The organism is Pseudobutyrivibrio sp. UC1225 (assembly GCF_900115215.1).
In the GTDB taxonomy this organism is placed as follows: Bacteria; Bacillota; Clostridia; order Lachnospirales; family Lachnospiraceae; genus Pseudobutyrivibrio.
The window spans coordinates 65,644-83,874 of the sequence record NZ_FOVQ01000002.1 but is presented as its reverse complement, the minus strand read 5'-3'; the positions used below and the strand labels follow the sequence as shown (position 1 = coordinate 83,874).

Annotated in this window: 19 protein-coding genes and 6 tRNA genes; 3 read left to right on the top strand and 22 right to left on the bottom strand. The window is 36.6% G+C overall.

From position 1 onward, the window contains the following. Positions 1–28 precede the first annotated feature (28 nt). Positions 29–1,237 (bottom strand): Ig-like domain-containing protein, encoded by a 1,209-nt coding sequence (locus tag BMZ41_RS03365; RefSeq protein WP_090526895.1) that lies wholly within the window; start codon positions 1,235–1,237, stop codon positions 29–31. Between the two features lie 187 nt (positions 1,238–1,424). Between BMZ41_RS03365 and BMZ41_RS03360 the strand changes: the two genes are divergently transcribed. Continuing rightward, a complete protein-coding gene (locus BMZ41_RS03360; protein ID WP_242870725.1) occupies positions 1,425–2,129 on the top strand; it encodes a hypothetical protein in 705 nt (234 codons plus the stop codon). Here BMZ41_RS03360 and BMZ41_RS03355 read toward each other — a convergent pair. Continuing rightward, complete coding sequence (locus BMZ41_RS03355) at positions 2,126–2,626, bottom strand: shikimate kinase (RefSeq protein WP_090526893.1); 501 nt, start codon at positions 2,624–2,626, stop codon at positions 2,126–2,128. The two genes, BMZ41_RS03360 and BMZ41_RS03355, sit on opposite strands and share 4 nt — an antisense overlap. Before the next feature lie 279 nt (positions 2,627–2,905). On the opposite strand from BMZ41_RS03355, the gene BMZ41_RS03350 reads away from it, so the two are divergent. Continuing rightward, positions 2,906–3,616 (top strand): CPBP family intramembrane glutamic endopeptidase, encoded by a 711-nt coding sequence (locus tag BMZ41_RS03350; RefSeq protein WP_090526891.1) that lies wholly within the window; start codon positions 2,906–2,908, stop codon positions 3,614–3,616. 51 nt (positions 3,617–3,667) lie between these two features. On the opposite strand, the gene BMZ41_RS03345 is transcribed toward BMZ41_RS03350, so the two are convergent. The 7 genes from BMZ41_RS03345 to BMZ41_RS03315 all read right to left on the bottom strand — a co-directional run bounded on the left by BMZ41_RS03345 (position 3,668) and on the right by BMZ41_RS03315 (position 10,645). Next, entirely contained in the window at positions 3,668–4,543 is an 876-nt protein-coding gene (locus BMZ41_RS03345; protein ID WP_090526889.1) for a helix-turn-helix domain-containing protein, read from the bottom strand. Positions 4,544–4,718: 175 nt separating this feature from the next. Beyond that, positions 4,719–4,946, bottom strand: a complete 228-nt coding sequence (locus BMZ41_RS03340) for a hypothetical protein (protein ID WP_090171320.1) — start codon at positions 4,944–4,946, stop codon at positions 4,719–4,721. Next, positions 4,946–5,428: a DUF3990 domain-containing protein gene (locus BMZ41_RS03335; protein WP_090526888.1), complete on the bottom strand. Its 483-nt coding sequence runs from the start codon at positions 5,426–5,428 to the stop codon at positions 4,946–4,948. The genes BMZ41_RS03340 and BMZ41_RS03335 overlap by 1 nt, the downstream gene beginning before the upstream one ends. After that, positions 5,425–5,607 (bottom strand): DUF3791 domain-containing protein, encoded by a 183-nt coding sequence (locus tag BMZ41_RS16085; RefSeq protein ID WP_242830186.1) that lies wholly within the window; start codon positions 5,605–5,607, stop codon positions 5,425–5,427. The genes BMZ41_RS03335 and BMZ41_RS16085 overlap by 4 nt, the downstream gene beginning before the upstream one ends. A gap of 173 nt (positions 5,608–5,780) precedes the next feature. Continuing rightward, positions 5,781–6,413, bottom strand: coding sequence for a GyrI-like domain-containing protein (locus BMZ41_RS03325; RefSeq protein ID WP_090169850.1), 633 nt, complete (start codon positions 6,411–6,413; stop codon positions 5,781–5,783). A gap of 12 nt (positions 6,414–6,425) precedes the next feature. Further along, positions 6,426–7,463, bottom strand: a complete 1,038-nt coding sequence (locus BMZ41_RS03320; protein WP_090169848.1) for a virulence RhuM family protein — start codon at positions 7,461–7,463, stop codon at positions 6,426–6,428. 515 nt (positions 7,464–7,978) lie between these two features. After that, complete coding sequence (locus BMZ41_RS03315; protein WP_090169845.1) at positions 7,979–10,645, bottom strand: HD domain-containing protein; 2,667 nt, start codon at positions 10,643–10,645, stop codon at positions 7,979–7,981. Positions 10,646–10,853: 208 nt separating this feature from the next. Between BMZ41_RS03315 and BMZ41_RS03310 the strand changes: the two genes are divergently transcribed. Continuing rightward, a complete protein-coding gene (locus BMZ41_RS03310) occupies positions 10,854–11,561 on the top strand; it encodes a CPBP family intramembrane glutamic endopeptidase (RefSeq protein WP_176754546.1) in 708 nt (235 codons plus the stop codon). A 112-nt stretch (positions 11,562–11,673) separates the two neighbouring features. On the opposite strand, the gene BMZ41_RS03305 is transcribed toward BMZ41_RS03310, so the two are convergent. From BMZ41_RS03305 to rpe, 13 genes are all read right to left on the bottom strand, one after another. Beyond that, the gene (locus tag BMZ41_RS03305; RefSeq protein ID WP_090169841.1) at positions 11,674–12,537 is read right to left on the bottom strand and encodes a BRO family protein; all 864 of its coding nucleotides are present in this window, start codon (positions 12,535–12,537) and stop codon (positions 11,674–11,676) included. Between the two features lie 172 nt (positions 12,538–12,709). Then, positions 12,710–12,782, bottom strand: a tRNA-Lys gene (locus BMZ41_RS03300). A 53-nt stretch (positions 12,783–12,835) separates the two neighbouring features. Beyond that, a tRNA-Gln gene (locus BMZ41_RS03295) sits at positions 12,836–12,907 on the bottom strand. A gap of 27 nt (positions 12,908–12,934) precedes the next feature. Then, positions 12,935–13,008, bottom strand: a tRNA-His gene (locus BMZ41_RS03290). A 26-nt stretch (positions 13,009–13,034) separates the two neighbouring features. Continuing rightward, positions 13,035–13,108, bottom strand: a tRNA-Arg gene (locus BMZ41_RS03285). 26 nt (positions 13,109–13,134) lie between these two features. Beyond that, positions 13,135–13,205, bottom strand: a tRNA-Gly gene (locus BMZ41_RS03280). A 19-nt stretch (positions 13,206–13,224) separates the two neighbouring features. Then, positions 13,225–13,299: transfer RNA gene (locus BMZ41_RS03275), tRNA-Pro, on the bottom strand. A 265-nt stretch (positions 13,300–13,564) separates the two neighbouring features. Next, positions 13,565–13,921, bottom strand: coding sequence for an ArsR/SmtB family transcription factor (locus tag BMZ41_RS03270; RefSeq protein ID WP_028248495.1), 357 nt, complete (start codon positions 13,919–13,921; stop codon positions 13,565–13,567). A gap of 44 nt (positions 13,922–13,965) precedes the next feature. Next, positions 13,966–15,831 (bottom strand): heavy metal translocating P-type ATPase, encoded by a 1,866-nt coding sequence (locus tag BMZ41_RS03265; RefSeq protein ID WP_090526886.1) that lies wholly within the window; start codon positions 15,829–15,831, stop codon positions 13,966–13,968. Positions 15,832–15,846: 15 nt separating this feature from the next. After that, complete coding sequence (locus tag BMZ41_RS03260) at positions 15,847–16,065, bottom strand: cation transporter (protein ID WP_090169835.1); 219 nt, start codon at positions 16,063–16,065, stop codon at positions 15,847–15,849. Between the two features lie 101 nt (positions 16,066–16,166). After that, on the bottom strand, positions 16,167–16,898 hold the full coding sequence (locus BMZ41_RS03255; RefSeq protein ID WP_090526884.1) for a GDSL-type esterase/lipase family protein: 732 nt from the start codon (positions 16,896–16,898) through the stop codon (positions 16,167–16,169). 20 nt (positions 16,899–16,918) lie between these two features. Further along, positions 16,919–17,581, bottom strand: coding sequence for a thiamine diphosphokinase (locus tag BMZ41_RS03250; RefSeq protein WP_176754545.1), 663 nt, complete (start codon positions 17,579–17,581; stop codon positions 16,919–16,921). Next, entirely contained in the window at positions 17,578–18,231 is a 654-nt protein-coding gene (gene rpe / locus BMZ41_RS03245; protein ID WP_090169829.1) for a ribulose-phosphate 3-epimerase, read from the bottom strand. The genes BMZ41_RS03250 and rpe overlap by 4 nt, the downstream gene beginning before the upstream one ends.

Below are 18,231 nucleotides of genomic sequence, written 5' to 3'. Positions count from 1 at the left end.
TTCGCCGAGAGCCCATATAATTCATTATTTATGTTACATCAATTCTACATGACATTGTGTATATCTTACCATTGGATTTCCTCATACGGACTGTTACATTGGCAGAACCTTTATTAACAGCTATAACCTGTCCGTTAGAGTCTATCGTAACTACGTTAGCATCCGAGGTGGTATACGTGCAATTGAACTGCTTGTCTGTGCTATTAAGGTAATCCATATCTATTGCAACCTGCGCCACATCTCCTGGCTTCATTGAATGATCTGAATCCTCTGGAAGAGATATGTCACCTTCGTTAGTACCGTTATTTGCATACTTTCTTGTGCTAGTGCTCTTTGCTTCCGTAGTCTCAGCCTTTGCTGTGGATGCGGAAGTCGATGATGTTGTCTTACTGTCTGAAGTTGATGTAGTTTTTGTACTGCTAGATTTTGAGGATTTACTATCAGAAGACTTACTGTCTGTAGCCTCCTCCTCAGGCTCCCCAAGCTTAACGTACATAGCTGGGCGAATCGAATCTCCTCCATAATAATACATTCTGTGAATGAGCTTATCTGTGTCATTTCCAAACAAGCCATAAGTTGGATCATCGTAGGTGTTCGTCCTCAGAGGAAACATATATAATGTCTCATTCTTAATTGTATCCTTATTAGCTGTATACTCATCACTGGAAAGGAAGAAAATATAATCTGCTGTAGTTGTCTGGGAATTGTAGATTGCCATATTTAAAGCATTCTTTTCCTTACCGCCAACATAATCTGCATCCATGGATGTATCATGGTAATAATTCATTATAGAATTCTTGGCGTCCTGCTCAGAAAGTGTGGTCTTCTGAATCATTTCACGTTCAGCATCATTAAAACACTGCTTATAAAAAGTCTGATTTAACCAGCCTCTCCAGTAATTTTCAGACCATCTTACATATCCTGCCTTAGTTCCATTTTGCTTGAACATCTGTGCAATTGCTTCTCTATAAGCTGTTACAGATTTTGAAGCAAGTGGTTTTCGTGTTGTTACAAAAGCCATCTTTGTCTTGTCATCATAGGTCAATATAGTCCAGCTAATTATTCCACCATCTATATTTCCAAAGGCTATGTTATCACCAACTGCATACGTTGCATTTCCAGAACCTTTTTTCTTTGCAGCCTCCGCTGTTATTGGATTAGCAATAAAAGAGGCCAGCATAATTACTGCCATCCCAAAAGCCATTAAATTCTTAAGATTTAAATAGATTTTTTTCATACTCAACCCCTGCTAATTATTTACATTTTCCTTCATGTCTACACTTCAAAACATTTATCGACAATTATTATTTTGAGTTTAGCCTCCCTCCTATTTTTTTGTAACTATTTCACAGTATTGGTAATTGTAAATTAGCTATTCTGTTGATATACTGAAAAAAGTTTTTCTAATCAACAAGGAGTACCAAATGACTAAAAAAGATATGCTAAATTTATTGCACAAGGAAGAACCCGTTTTACGTGCAGAAATCACTGCTCTTTACTCAGTTTTAGATCACAAGCTGGGTTTACATGGTGCAGATGTTCCTATAACCTTCGGAATGGATGAAAAAGCTTTAGGCTCTTATCTGCCACCATCTTATGATAATGAAGAACAATTTCAGTTCTCGCTTTTCTTTATTGGCTTCTGTATGAACAATCAGCTTACAAAGGCTGACAGAGTCAATCTTTACAAACATGAATATGCTCACTACATGACAAGACACATTAGCATTCCAGAAAAGTATAATTGGCAGCCAGGTGTACACGGCAGTGCATGGAAATATTGCTGTTCACTCATCGGTGCTATTCCAGCTGATTACTATATAGAAGACGCTAGCATCCAAAAAATTGACTACGATTCCGTACTCGAACGTCCTAGTGTTGACCACAAGCAGGTACAGATGCTTGATACTTATCGCACACAGAAGATGTATGCAAATATGGAAAATGCAAAGATTAAATATGAAGTTGGTGATGTGGTTACACATCCAAAGTTCGGAGAAGGCACCGTTCAGGAAATAGAACAGCAGCCTGCATCTGTAAGACTTCACATTGCATTTGGTGATGAGATTAAAATAATAGACCAGAAATGGTTGGTTAAGACCGGATATAAAAAAGTTGCAGAGCGCTAAGCGTTCTGCAACTTTTTTAATACAGCATCTATGGTTTCTTCTAAATTCAATCCGTGTTCATCTACGATAACATCTGCGTACTTCTCATAGAGAGGCACACGCTCATCATATAAAGACTTAAGATTTTGACCATCTTTTAACACGACCCCACGCCCTTTAAGACTTCCAAGTCTGCTATCAAGAGTTTCAAAATCCAGCTTTAGATATACTACTGTTCCTATCTCTTTTAAGTGTTCCATGGCTTCAGCGCCATATATTACACTACCACCGGTAGCAATTACTGTCTTATCCGTCTGTATTCCGGCGTTAACATCGTTTTCAATCTTCAGGAAACCATCTACACCTTCTTCAGCAATTATCTCCTTTAAGAGACGTTTTTCGCGCTTCTGAATAAGCAAATCAGCATCCAAGAACTCGAATCCTAATTCCTTAGCAAGAACGACCCCCAATGTACTTTTTCCTACTCCAGGCATACCGATTAAAACAATGTTATTCATATGGCACCTCTTCAATAAATATTTTTAATGTGTATTATGCCATAGTGTTTTTTTCTTTGCCAGTTGTTTTTCAAATCTATCATAACTTTTTGACAAAACTGTTAATTTATTCCTTAAGAGATTGGGTGGTTTATTTAGTCGTTTGAGTTATAAAACATACTTAAGAAAACAATGTGAATAATTGCGATGATATATAAACAGGATGTGCATAGTTGGGATGCCAATATAAAAAAAAGATGATAGAATGCTGAGTTGTTGTTTTTATTGAAAGGGAAAGAAATGGATATTAACTGCGGTAATTCCTCTTATGAGGATAACAGAACAGCGGAAGTAAAGTTTCGTGATGCTTCTATTGTTTTAACAATTCTCTTATCTGGTGTTGGTGTTTGGATAATCATATATGCCTTTTGGGAACACATGGGTCGTCCAGTTCCTGTTTCATATATGGTTCAGGCTGTTGATTTGCTAGGTGTGATTATGTGTGCCACCGCATGGCATTTCACATCAACCTTCTCAATAAAGGAGCTTGGCTTAATACCAGATAATCCAAAAAAGACTTTTTTACAGACATTAATCATATGTGGATTCTCCCTTGTAATCCTTGCAGCAATAAAAATATTTGGACAACTATATGATCCTAGCTTGTTTCAAACCGAGAGAGGCTTCTTCGATATTCGAAGATTTAATTCATATCAGGTTCTCTATCTTATTACTTCTTTCATACAGGAATTTACAGCCAGATGCATCATGCAGACTGGCTTAAAAAGAGTTTGCGCAATAAAGCATAAGACCATTTATGCAATAATACATGCATCAATTATTTTCGCAATCTTCCATATTGAATATGGCTTTTGGTTCATGATTGGAGCTGCTGTCCTTGGCGGTATTTTAGGAATCATTTATGAAAAACAAAAGACCATTTTTGGCGTTTGGTTTATTCACTGGTTCCTGGGAGTTGCAGCATTTTTGTTCGGAATAATTAATCAGTAAAAGCCTTCAGAATCGTTGATTCTAAAGGCTTCATTTGCTCTCGATACATTATCACTTCAATTTACCATATTTTTGTATGTACTTCATAACAACCATCGTTATTATCAAAACTATAAATATTGATATAGATAAAACACCTATTGATTGCAATGCATCTTCATAAGTTACTAATGAACCCATCCATTCTCTATAAGAAATACATAAAAATACATTAGCTACGCTTACAAAGACTGCCGAAGCAGCTACTATTTTCATATGTTTTAATTTATACCATTCATATTCAAATAATCCTATACTAGCTAATGTAATACTGCCCAATATTTTTGAAAGAAGCGGTCCATAATTCTCAGGTGCAACATAAACAGCTAGCAAATCTAAATAATAAATTGCTCCAATCATGATAACTACACTCGCTACGAATAATAACAATGTAATTAGACTAATGATTCTATACTGATTATCTCTTTTATCCTCACACACCAGACTTTTTCTAGTGGTACTTCCAATCAATATCAAATTGCAAATCACTAGGAACACAATATCATACTTAAAATTCCAACTGTAGCCCTTTCCTGAAACAAAAGCAAAATAAAACCGTATTAAAATAATAATTAAGATTATTATATTTGAAATTATATCTATTTTTCTTCTGACCGAATCTCTTGCCTGTATTTTGACTATCCTTAATAACTCTGAAAGTGCTTCTTCTTTATCCTCAGAAGATTCTCCACTAACAAGCTTTTCGATACTGATATCAAGACAATTAGATAAATCTTCTAGAATCCCTACATCCGGAAAACTGTCCCCATTTTCCCAACGTGATATTGCTTTATTTGATACCCCTAAAATATCCCCTAATTCAGTTTGTGTATATCCCTTTTGAAGACGTGCACTCTTTATAAGTAAACCTGTCTTTTCCTTATCCATGGATATTCCCTCCTAAGATAAGGATGCAATATTAAGAACATTTATGCAATCTATTTTAGCGAGAATAATATAAATTGAGTCGGTTACATTTTGACACCAACTGGAGACAACTTGTCACCAGTAAATAATCTTACTATAGATACATACAATAACAAAAAAAGCCTTCATATGAAGACTATTTTTCAAACAACTCTGGCTCTGTCTCTTTTAATATATCCGCAAGTACCTTGTAGTCTAGATACTGCATTCCTTCATTGCCTTGATTTATTTTATTTGAAAGCTTACTACCATAATAGATAGCCATTGCTTTCTCTAGAGAAACATTGTTTTCTTTTGCTATATAAGAAATCAATCTCTCTTCCAAGCTTTCCTGGTATACCTGTTCTAATACTTTATCATCCATTATTTAACCTCATATGAAGAACTATAAGACAAAAGATTATCTATAGCTTTTTGTGATATAAAAGCTATCTGGTCATAAGTTTCATATACCTTGATTTCTTTCAAAGCTCTATCTCTATCCCAGATGCCTTGATGATACATATCTACAACTCTAAAAACCTTATCATCAGCTACTTTTCCAATGATGATATCATATTGTTTGTATTCTTCATTTCCATCTCTACATGAGCATACAAAATCTATCCACTCTATCAAATCATCAGAAAATGTTTTTACCTTAAAGGAATCATAATCAGCTTTCAGTTCGTAACAGTTAACTATAGACACATCCTTATTAAAGATATCAGCCTTTCTTCTAGCCCATTTTTCAGCCTGTTCCTTAACTGTAGTAATATAAAAACCTTTACCAAAATCTAATGGTCTATATGAGTGATTAATATCTGGCTTCTTAATTACATCAATTCCGCCATGGTAAACAATCATATTTTAACACCTCTTGCATTTAAATAATCTGTAATGTCATCAATAACATAGGACGTGCTTTGAGTATGAATTATATCAAAATGCTTAACTAAATAATTATTTATACAATCAACACTACTAAGCATAGTATAAACCTCGGATGGTAGTTTCCCCCACTTATTAGCACAAGCATGAATCATGTAGATTACAAACGAAAAAGATTCTTGATTCATCTATTTAATCTCCTTTGTTAAATTAACTCCTACATAAATAATATAACAGATTCCGGCCTCAAAAAATATTGAAAGAAAGGCTTTTGTTACCTCTGCTCTTTCAAGTTAAACCTCTGGTTAAACCAAACAATTAATATACTTTATGCCCTCTTTATAGGATGTCTTACTACAGTTTTTAGCTTCTCAGGCGCAACTTTACGAGCATCATTCAAATATATCTCATGATGAAGTCTCAAATCTGTAATATCAAGGATATATCCCTGCTCTTCCATATATTTATGCATCAGCTCAACTGTAGTAGGCTCATCGTCATATGAACCGATGTGCATACACTGAACACAAAGTCCTTCTTCATATGTCAAAAATTCCACTATAGAGAAATCCATTTTCTTCTTGGCTGTAGCTTCCTGTATAGCCCAGTCAAAATCTTCTTTTGTAACAAAATCCGGAAGTCTGATTACTGAAATAAACTTAAACTCTTCCTTACGAGCATAATCTATACCTTCTTGATTTTCCTGCCACCAAAAACCTTCTAGCGGAGGAACCACATAATCAAAATATCCTTCTATTTGGTGGCTACCTTTCTTGCTCATTTTGATGGTATATGCAATGCCATATAGTAGCTCTATAGACTTCTTATATTCACTGCCTTCTTCATTAGGATTCCCCTGCCCACGAACAGCTATATAATTCATAACAGGAATATCTACTATAGCTGGCTTATTCTTAGGCATGTAAAATTCTTTGTGTTCTTTCTTGTAGTCAAACGCCATTATATCCCCCATTTACTCTTTTATTGATTCTTCTAATTCTAGGAATCTATCAAAATCACTTTGGAATAATCGATCCTGGATAATACGATACTTTTCGTACTCTGTTTCTGCGTGTAGTTTTGCCTCTTCTGCACTAATCTTACCAGGCCCAGTAAGAAGTTCTTCACCATTAAATTCAAGGAACCCATCCAATCTCTTTGCCCAATCTTCCATACTCATAGGAATATGTCTTTTAGCTTGTAGCTCCGCATAATCTAAATACAACGATACGATTCGCTCTAAATATTCCATCTCCTCTGTTGAAAGATAATTTTTAGCAACCGAAACATCTGCTTTAAGTATCTTTCCATCCGGAGCATTTTCCCATGTAGTAAGTCCCATGTGTTCTTTATTTGCATCAGCTCTTTCAACAATCAATTCTGCAGCTGTATGTCTATGAACTGCATAATGCATTTTATTCTGAACCGTCTTGAAAAATAATTGAGTCGTCTTAGCATCTTTATCGTAATCAAATGCTGTTGCATATATATCAGTAACCTTCTGATAAAATTTTCTTTCAGAAAGTCTAATCTCTCTAATTTGCTGGAGTTGTCTCTCAAAGAATTCATCCGTAAATTTGTGACCCTTTTTGAGTCTCTCTGCATCCATAGTCCAGCCTTGGATAGTATAATCTTTTACTATCTGACCAGCCCATTTACGGAACCTAACCGCACGGTCATTATCGATTTTAAAACCAACTGCAATTATCATTTGAAGGTTGTAATGTAATAAATTTCTAGCTACATCTCTACTTCCCTCTCTTTGAACTATCCGGATTTTCCGGATAGTTGCCGCCTCTGATAATTCTCCATCGCTATAAATTTTTTCTATATGATCATTTATAGTTCTAACATCAACATCATAAAGTGCAGCCATCATCTTTTGAGTTAACCAGATATTCTCATCCTCGTATCTCATTTCAAAACTCTCTGGCGAATCACCTGTAGACGCAATATATGTTAAATATTCAGCGGCTGACGATGTTACAGCAACAACATTTTTCTTTCCCATTTTCTTTACTCCTACAAAATTATAAACTTATAATATAGAAAATATGTTCGATAGTCAATACGTGATCTTTTTTGTCTTCCACTTATTAGTTGGTGACAAATTGTCACCAACTAATATACAAAAAGACCTTGAAGCATTGCTTCAAGGTCTTTCATTTGCTGAGGCTGAGGAGGCTCGAATAGATTTCGGCCTCAAAAAATATTGAAAGAAAGGGCTTTGTTGCCTCTGCACTTTCTAGTTAAACCTCAGGTTAAACCCACACATATCTACATATTTATAATGTCACTTAACAAGCATATCTATTACCTTAATAATAGTTAATCCATAATCAATAAGACATTTCTTTTGCAAATCCGAGTATGAATTTCTCTCCGCAATTGAATTTTCAGCGCTATGCCTAAAACAATGAATTTGTTTTCTGAATTGTTTTATATCATCTGAACTAATATAACCAAAACATATTGAACTGTAATCTAAATCAAGAAATTTTCCATTATCTTTTTTAAGATAGTTTTCTATAAGATTATTTTTTCCTTAAATTTTTCCACTACATCTGACATTGGAGAATCAGTATTTTCCTTAGCAGTATTTTTTTGTTCAAGCAAATCATCATAAATCATAGCGATAACATTGCTTCCAATCTTTTTCCTTGATTCGTCATCAAATCTTGAGCGGGCTACATTTAAAGTATATTCTCTGGACTTTACGTTGACCTCCAAATAGTCAAATTCTGTACCCTGTAATAGATATGGGAATATCGGTCTTTCTTCTCTTACCAGTATGCCATTCATATATATTCTTACAGCCGGAACTCTCCTTAAGACATCAACATTTTTTTCGGCGATCCAATACCCATCCTCGCCGATATGCCAGACTTCATTTCCAAGGTTAACTGGCTCAAAAGGATAATCTTTTGCCGAATCATATTCAGCCTTATTCTCTACCTCCGAATTATCGACTACATATGTTACCATATCAAAAAATTTGCCTCTTGGTATTTCTAAGTCTTTTCTCTTTAAAATAGAAAAATAGGTAAAATCAAAATATGAATTATCTATTTTTGTAGTACCATTTACCCTGAATTTTTTGCCTGCAAAACTATCCTTTACTTTCAGGTAAAAATCCAAAGCACCTGCATCTACTATGATTGGATAAGTAACAAGCTCAAAGCCATCATTCTCGAATAAAAGTTTGAGAAGTTCTTCCTCTAAAACGTCAGATTCTATTTTTTTTACTTTCAAATATGTTTTTAATAATTTAATTGTATCTGCCAGAAATATCTGCTTATTGTTATGCAGATATTTAATAAGCTCCTTGATATCGTAAGAAGTCACATTTGGGTCATCAGACTCATATTCAAGCTCAAATTCCATAGCGCCGGTCACTATGTCAGATAATAAAGCATAACTGGCATCCTCAAACTCAAATAACTCTTCATCATTGTCACAGAAGATTATATTTGTAAAACCTTTATGATCATTTAAATCTTGGATTGAACTTATACATAATGGCTCTCCAGAGATTGAATATTTCACATCAAAACTGTCATTTGAAATTTCAAGGAGATCTTTATGAAGATTTACAGGTCTGCCAATTTTTGTTAATTCGCCATCACTAGGTTTAACATAAAGATTGAAATTGTCCGTTATTACTAATTTACGAATATATTTGATTAAATCATCTTCATCGGCAAATACTTCAGGAAATACCTTTCCGTACTCCAGTGTGACCCAGGTTCCATGATCTGAAATACCCGTATCATCGTTAGTATCTGTTTTTTCTATTGTGAAATCACAGTCTTTATCAAACTCATAAACCAAATCAGGTCCCTTTGGTGCTTTAGTCTCCAATTTGACAACATCAGACAACATAAAGCAGGACATAAATCCTATACCGAAATGCCCAATAGGATTATATTTTCCTTTTTTTGATTTGAAGTCATCAGAAGAATAGTATGACTCTCCTATTTTAAAGAAGTAGGACTTCAATATATCCTTTGTCATACCAATTCCATTATCCTTAATTCGCAGCTCGTCTTTTTCGCGATCCATTTCGACTATAATCATAGGATTATAAGATGACATTGGATCACTACTAAGTTTTTCATTCATGACCATTACTGCATCAATGGCATTCTGTAACAATTCTCGTAAGCCATCCTTTTTGCTGCTATAAATATGCTCTCCCATAAGCAGGTTAAGCACCTTATTGTAATCCAGCTGGAATTCCAGTTTAGAACTCTTATATCCATTTGCAGTAACATCGTTTTGAAGCTTTTGAATTTCAAAGGCATATTTATCCTGATACTTCTTGGAAATTTTTGAAATTCTCTCTGCTTCCTTTTCCAGCCAGCGAATATGCTTTAATGTATTTCTAAAAACGCAGGTATCATCGGTATTACCCTCAAACTTAATAATGTACTCACCTCTAGCAATACGTATAACCTTTTCGTAATTTACAACAGGTGTATGCTTATCCCACTCGCTCTTGCTAAACCCAGTAATTTCCAGAGTCTTAGCCATGTATTCAGGCGCACGTCTGCCATCGAAGTCCAAATTATCCCCTAATTTAAGCAGCAGGGCAATCTGCTGAGGATTGTAACTGCCACTTCTGAAGGAATGCTCCAGCTCAATATTATTAAGCATCCAGTCTATTTCTTCAGTATGGCTTCTGCAAATCTTGGATAAATCCTCCACTACTTTGCTACCTTTAAAATCTGCGAATAAAGTATCAAATGGTCGCTCATTAAATACCTTCTCCACTCTTGCAGCATGATTTTTTCTTACATAATTTTGGAAATCAAGCTCCGCCTGGGCCTGAGTCTTTCCTTCATTATTCATTGCATCAGAAATGAATTGTTTATCTTCATTCCCAAAAGGAATCATTCCCACATCGTGCATCAGACCTGCGCACAGAATCATGGCCAAATGAATATCAGATATTTCATCCATTTTATCCTCAACAAAATCCGTCATATAATCCGCCACTCGAACCACATGACCAATATCATGCATTGTATAATTAGGAAAGTATTGTGTAACCCAGTTCAATCTATTAGAGCAGACAGTATACAACTCTGTTAAAAACTGCTCATATGGACTCTTTTTTTCACTTAAATAAACGAATACTTTATTATTCTTAAACACCTCTAAAGGCTGATCCCCAAAACTTGCTAACATCATTATTCTCCTATGTTTTATTAATGAGTCTTTATACTCGATTATATTTATTTTTACATTTTAAGTTGTAAGAATCAATAAAAAATATTCCCTCATTAAAAGTAATCCATGTCGTATTGCTGAAATCTATTTCTTAAGGCATTTTTCTAATGCGATAAACAAATAAAGATGATAGAATATCATCCGGATTGTTTTAGAAAGGATAATGATTTTGGAAGAAAATAAAATAACCCATGCTACAGAGCACGCTCGAATGATGGAGGAAAAGTTCCATGATGCATCTGTAGATCTTGCTATTCTAATGACTGGTGTCGGTGGCTGGATTATGTTCTATGCCCTCTGGGATTATCTCGGAAGACCATTTCCAAATGCATATATGGTGCAGGTGGTAAATTTCCTCGGAGTTTTCCTATTTGTTTTAGCTTTACGTCATACCAGTTTTACCCTTAAAGATTTAGGTCTTTTAACTGACCAGCCAAAGAAAGTATTTATTCAGACTTTTATCTTATGTACTGTTTCTTTAGGAATTCTTATTTCAATCAAAATAGCAGCTCAATTGTATAACCCAACATTATTCCAGTTGGAAAGTGGTTTTATAGATATAAGCAGATTAGATTCATATCAAATCATTTATGCTTTTACAGCATTTATTCAGGAATTTATAGCACGAAGTGTTTTACAGTCAAATCTAAAGCGCATAGCCGCAACTAAGCACAAAGCAGCTTACTCAATAATCTGCGCTTCTGTTATTTTTGCTGTTCTTCACATCATGTATGGATTCTGGTTCATGGTTGGCGCTGCAGTTCTTGGAGCAGTCTTAGGAGTAGTTTACGAAAAACAAAATACCATCTTTGGTGTTTGGTTCCTTCACTGGTTCCTTGGCGTATCTGCAAATGTATTAGGAATAATTAATCATTAAAAATCCTGAGAGTTTGAATTCTTTCTTGTAGTCAAATGCCATTATATCCCCCTATTCTTTGACATAATCTAAAATCAGTTATTCAAATATTTAGAATAACTGATTATAAGGATTATTCCTCATTATCCACAACGCCATTTATAAAACCAGTGACTACATCATTAAGCTGAGTAGCATTCTTACTAGTAATAATAGGCTTACCAGTTTCTGCTTCTATTTCCTTTCTCGCATTACCTGCAACAGCTCCGCCTCTTCTCGCTATTTTCTGATTTTCTTCTAGTCCTTGAGGATTATTAACTTTAGTAAGTTCTGTAGTTGTTGCCTCTGCAAGCATGTTTAACGCAAGTTCTAGTGTACTCATGTTGTCTCTAAGATTCTCTTTCTTTAATCCCTTGAGATTTTTATACTGCCTTGTATTCATACCTGACCAAGCTCTTGTTACTTCATCAGTAAGAATTGCAAATTCTCTTCCTTGTTCTACTCCATGACTCTTCCATTGATCTGTAAGTTCTTTTCTTGCTCTAATAGTCTGTAATCTTTGATTAATCCAATCCGCATCATATCCCAGCTTAGAATATGTCTCTAAAGCTCTATCAATAGTAAGCTCTGGGTCAATGGTCTCCTCTATTCTCTCTCTACCAACTTGAGCTAACCACATCTTAAAAGGCTCAGCTTTTTTCGATGGAATAGATTGAATAATACGAAGCAACTGTTCTGTATTTGCAACATCAGTTAATCTTTTCTTTCCATCTTGAGCTGTCATTTTCAACTGGTTACAATTTGTAACCAGTTCATTCCCCTCTGACTTAATACGATTTTTTAATACTTTCCAATAATTTCTAGCACCATCAATGTCCGGCTGTTCTGTAAGAACTTTAACTACATCAACAATAGAAAAATACCACTCTTCTTCAGCCTCAACCCATGCAGTTCGAATTGGTTGATTTTCGAATAATTCTAGCTTATCATCTGCCATATTAAATTCTCTCTTTCTCTTTTTCTATTTTTTCAATTGTAACTCAGACGTATGTCCATATATAATCCCACACATGTCCCCACACATGATTTTTTCACAACTTTTATATAATCTTACTATAGATACATACAAGAAAAAAGCCTTCAGACATAAGTCTGAAGGCTTCATTTGCTGAGGCTGAGGAGGCTCGAACTCCCGACAACCTGATTAAAAGTCAGGTGCTCTACCAACTGAGCTACAACCCCATATTAAATTGTTTAGCGGATATTTCCTAAAAGAAAAAGGCATAGATCCGAAACTGGGCTAGCTGGATTCGAACCAGCGAATGCCAGAATCAAAATCTGGTGCCTTACCGCTTGGCGATAGCCCAACGTGTATTGAGTTGCTACCGCAACAGGGTGGGTAGAGGGGTTCGAACCCTCGACCTTCGGAACCACAATCCGACGCGCTAACCAGCTGTGCCACACCCACCATACTGATAAATTAAACCGTATAAATGTGCCAGAAGGGATTCGAACCCCCGACCCACGGCTTAGAAGGCCGTTGCTCTATCCAGCTGAGCTACTGACACATATTGATAAATCTTAGAAAGTAAAGAGCGGGTGATGGGAATCGAACCCACGTATTCAGCTTGGAAGGCTGATGTTCTACCATTGAACCACACCCGCATGATTATTTATTTCTAAGTCGGGGTGACAGGATTCGAACCTGCGACCCCCTGGTCCCAAACCAGGTGCTCTAGCCAAACTGAGCCACACCCCGATAAGTGATGTCCGCGTCTCATGCGTATCTCTCTCGCGAACAAAAAGAAGTATATAGGAGAATAGCGTTAATGTCAACAACTTTTTTCAAATTTAATTGTTAGATTTTAACATGAAGTTTCTGAAATTCCGACAACTTCTATAAGCCCGAAGGTTACGCTATCAATCCTATGATGTTACTACGCTCTGCAGAAGAATGCATCGCTTAAGTAACACATAGAGATTGATAGCTACCTGCTAGCTATATCTCCTATTAAACGTTATGTCTACTCGAGTATATGCGATAGACCCTGCGCGATTATAGTTACCACGTGTTCGTCAGCAAGGCTGTAGTATATCTGCTTGCCTTCGCGGCGGCTTTTTACAAGCTTATTTGTGCGAAGAATCTGGAGCTGATGTGACACTGCAGACTGAGTCATTCCAAGGCTCTCTGATATATCACATACGCAAAGCTCTGCCTCGAATAAAGCAACAAGGATTCTAACTCTTGTGCTATCTCCAAATACCTTAAAAAGCTCAGCCAAATCATATAGAGCATCCTCATCTGGTAGTTCTGTTAATACCTTATCTACTAAATTTTTATGAACACAATGTTCTTCACAACACTCTACATGTTTTCCCATATCTATACTCCATTTCAAATATTATAGTAATACTATAACACAGTTTACTTCACTCTTAATGCTCTAATTGCATTCAATACTGCAATAACCATAACTCCAACATCTGCAAAAATTGCAAACCACATGTTGGCAATACCAAAGGCTCCAAGGATAAGACAGCCTACCTTGATTCCAATTGCAAAATATATATTCTCATAGACTATTCTCATACACTTACGTGCAATACCAATAGCCTTTGCAATCTTCTTTGGGTCGTCATCCATAAGAACAATATCAGCAGCCTCTATAGCCGCATCTGAGCCTAATGCGCCCATTGCAACGCCAATATCTGCTCTAGACAATACTGGAGCATCATTGATTCCATCTCCAACGAAAATCAACTGTTCCTTTGGCTGCTTGAATTCTAACAGCTCTTCCACCTTTGTTACCTTATCAGCTGGAAGAAGCTCTGAATACACCTGATCAAGTCCTAAATCTGCTGCAACAATATCTGCAACCTGCTTACTGTCTCCTGTAAGCATAACAGTCTTTCTCACGCCTGCTTTCTTTAATGCCTTAATAGCATCCTTAGAAGTAGCCTTAAGCTTATCTGAGATAAGAATATATCCCTTATACTGTCCAGCAATAGCAACATGAATAACAGTACCAGGTTCTTTCACATTATTAATAGAAAGACCAAGAGCTGTCATAAGCTTTTCATTACCTGCTGCTACATCAACACCGTCCACATTAGCCTTAATTCCAGCTCCTGCAACCTCCTGAACATCTACAACCTTAGATGAATCAATTGGCTTGCCATAAGCCTCTTTAAGGCTCTTTGAAATAGGATGATTTGAAAATACCTCTGCCATAGCTGTCTTCTCTAATAGCTCATTTTCAGAAATATCTGATGGCACAATCTTTGTAACCTGAAATACTCCTTCTGTAAGGGTACCAGTCTTATCCATTACAACGTATTTAGCACGTGATAATAAATCCAGATAATTAGAACCCTTAACAAGAACACCTGCGTGGCTGGCACCACCGATTCCCGCAAAGAAGGTAAGTGGAATACTAATTACAAGTGCACATGGACAGCTTATTACCAGGAAAGTAAGTGCTCTGTAAATCCACTGTGTCCAAAGTGGGTCCATACCAATAATAAGTCTGATTACTGGTGGTAAAACTGCAAGTGCCAAGGCTGAATAACAAACAACTGGCGTGTAGACTCTTGCAAATCTTGAAATGAAATTCTCTGGCTTTGACTTCTTTGATGAAGCATTCTCCACCAAATCCAAAATCTTAGAAGCTGTAGATTCTCCAAACTCTTTTGTAGTACGGATTGTAAGTACACCTGACATGTTAATACAGCCAGATATTACCTCATCTCCAACCTTAGCGCTTCTAGGCACGCTCTCACCTGTGAGAGCAGCAGTGTCGAGGCTGGCTGAGCCATCGATTACAACGCCATCGATAGGTATCTTCTCGCCAGGCTGAACTACTATCTCGCTTCCTATTTCAACTTCATCTGGATCAACCTGAACAAGCTCACCATTCTGCTTTAAATTTGCATAATCAGGTCTGATATCCATAAGGGCTGAAATATTTCTTCGGCTCTTTCCAATGGCATATGATTGAAACAGTTCTCCAATCTGATAGAACAACATAACTGCAACACCCTCGGTGTACTCGCCAAGAGCCATAGCACCAACAGTAGCTACTGCCATAAGGAAATTCTCATCAAAGACCTGCTTATTTCTGATGCCCTTAAAGGCCTTCTGCAATATGTCGTAACCTATTACAAAATATGGAACCAAAAACAGCACAAATCTGATGATGCTTCCTTCCTCAAGTGGTAGAAGCAACAGAGCCACCATCAAAACTGCTGCAATTATTATTCTATATAAAACTTTCTTCTGCTTCTTAGTCATGCCATCACCTACTTCTTATAAAAATATTTCGCAGTCGTCCTCAACCTTCTTACAATTCTTAAGAACCTCTGCCATAACTGCCTTTACATCTGCGCCTTCCTCGAACTCTACGCTCATCTTAAGTGCCATAAAGTTTACAGATGCGTCTGCAACCCCTGCTGTATCCTTAGCAGCCTGCTCCATCTTATTTGCACAGTTAGCGCAATCAACTTCAATCTTGTATGTTTTCTTCATCTTATATTTCCTCCTCGTTTGAACATTTGAATGATTGTTCATATGTTGATATAAATATAACCCCATCAACATTATATGTCAATGGGGTTCATTAATTTTTCTTATTTTTCTTCCTTAACTTCTTTCTTTATCTCATCATATACTGTATCTGAAATCAAATCATAACCTTCAGCAGTAAAATGAATTCCGTCAGTATACAGGTATTCCTTTCCCTCTGTTACAGCCTTTAAATCTATCATAGTCACACCAGTCTCTGCTGCCACTTCGGAAATAATATCACCCAGTTCTCCATTAACAATGTTTTCCTGAACCTGGTATTCCGCATGTTCATTACCTTCTATTGGGAAGCAATAAGGACTTCTCATAAGGTATACGACAGGCTTTGATTTAAGATTTTGATATGTTTTAACAATGCTCAACAATCCTTCACGGTAATCTGATGGATTCCAGTTATCAACTTTAGTATCATTTGTACCAAGCATCAGGATAACAATATCAGGATTTGAATCTAACGACTCCTTATACTGCTCAGACTCCACATAAGGCAAATCTCCTGTAGATGCTGCTGTGGCATTTCTAAGACCGTAATTAGATACCAAATAACCAGTTCCCAGCTTTACCTGAAGTTGCGAAGGATAACTGTCTATCTCTCTGGATTTCAATACTCCACTGCCGTAGGTAAGGCTGTCTCCAGCGCAGGTAATACGAACTCTGATATCCTTCCCGCCAAACATACCTGAATTAAAAAGCACAACAAAAAGTAAAACTATCGCAACTAGTAATACAACCATCTTTCTTTGAAATAAGCCTCTCACAAATTTTCTAATGTCCATAATATATAACCCAATGTCATTTAATCCAAAGACTCAATAACAATCAAAGTTCCCTCTTCTATACTGATTTCGCCCTCATCCTCTAACAGCTCATTGCTGACTGTGAGGGTACTAAATCCCTGGATTTCTCCATCTTTTACAGGATATTTAAATCCAGTCATATTAAGACCTTTCACTGGTCCCATATACGGAAATACGGAAATGTACTTTCCGAATTCATAACCCTTTTCAACCACATAAGTCTCACCTGGCTGAATCATCTGAAGGGAATTGTGGGAATCCAGCATTGTAACCACTCTGCCTGCTTTCAAGCCCTTTCCAACAAGACTGATATTGCCAAGAACATGATCAAGCCTCGTTCCAGTAACTCCAAGAAGGAAAATCTCGTCCTCCTCAGTAGTCCTTTCTATGGCCAAATCCAGGGCTGCCTCAGTATCAGTGTCATCCTTTACAGGATTAAGTGTTATCACCTGTACTCCAGCTTTTTCTGCCCTTCTGCTAACATCTGACGATGCAGAATCAAAATCTCCTATCAGAATGTCAGGCTTAAAGCCCATGCGTTCACAAGCCTCATAACCCTTGTCACATGCAATCAAAAATAAGGAGGACTCATCTAAATCCTCAATGAATCCTCCTGTAAACTTTTCATCAATACTACCACCGGCAACTATAACTACAATCACTGCATTTTCTCCAATAATCTCTCTGCGTTGGCTTTAACATCACCGTTAAATACAGCTGAGCCTGCAACTATAATATTGGCACCAGCCTCTAAAACATCCTCGATGGTGTCATCGTTTATACCACCATCTACTTCTATATCAATTTTCAGCTTTCTCTGGCGGGCCATAACAGAAAGTTCTCTTACCTTATCTATTGTATAAGGAATGAGACTTTGTCCACCAAAGCCTGGGTTAACTGTCATGATAAGAACCATATCCACCTTTTCAAGAACATGCATAATCTCTGTAAGTGGAGTGGCTGGATTGATAGCAACACCTGCCATCACTCCTGATTTTTTGATTAAATCTATTGTTGCATCCAAATGCTTACATGCCTCTGCATGAACTGTGATAATATCAGCTCCTGCATCAACAAAATCCTTAATGTAGCGCTCTGGATCCATAATCATAAGATGTACATCAAAAAGTCTGTCGGTATAGTTACGAATAGAGCGAAGAACAGGAAGTCCAAAGCTGATGCTTGGAACAAACATACCGTCCATTACGTCAAAATGAACGTACTGGGCGCCTGCCTCATCAATAAGCTCTAATTGCTCCTTAAGTATTCCAAAATCCGCAGATAAAATTGAGGGTGCAAGACATTTTTCCAT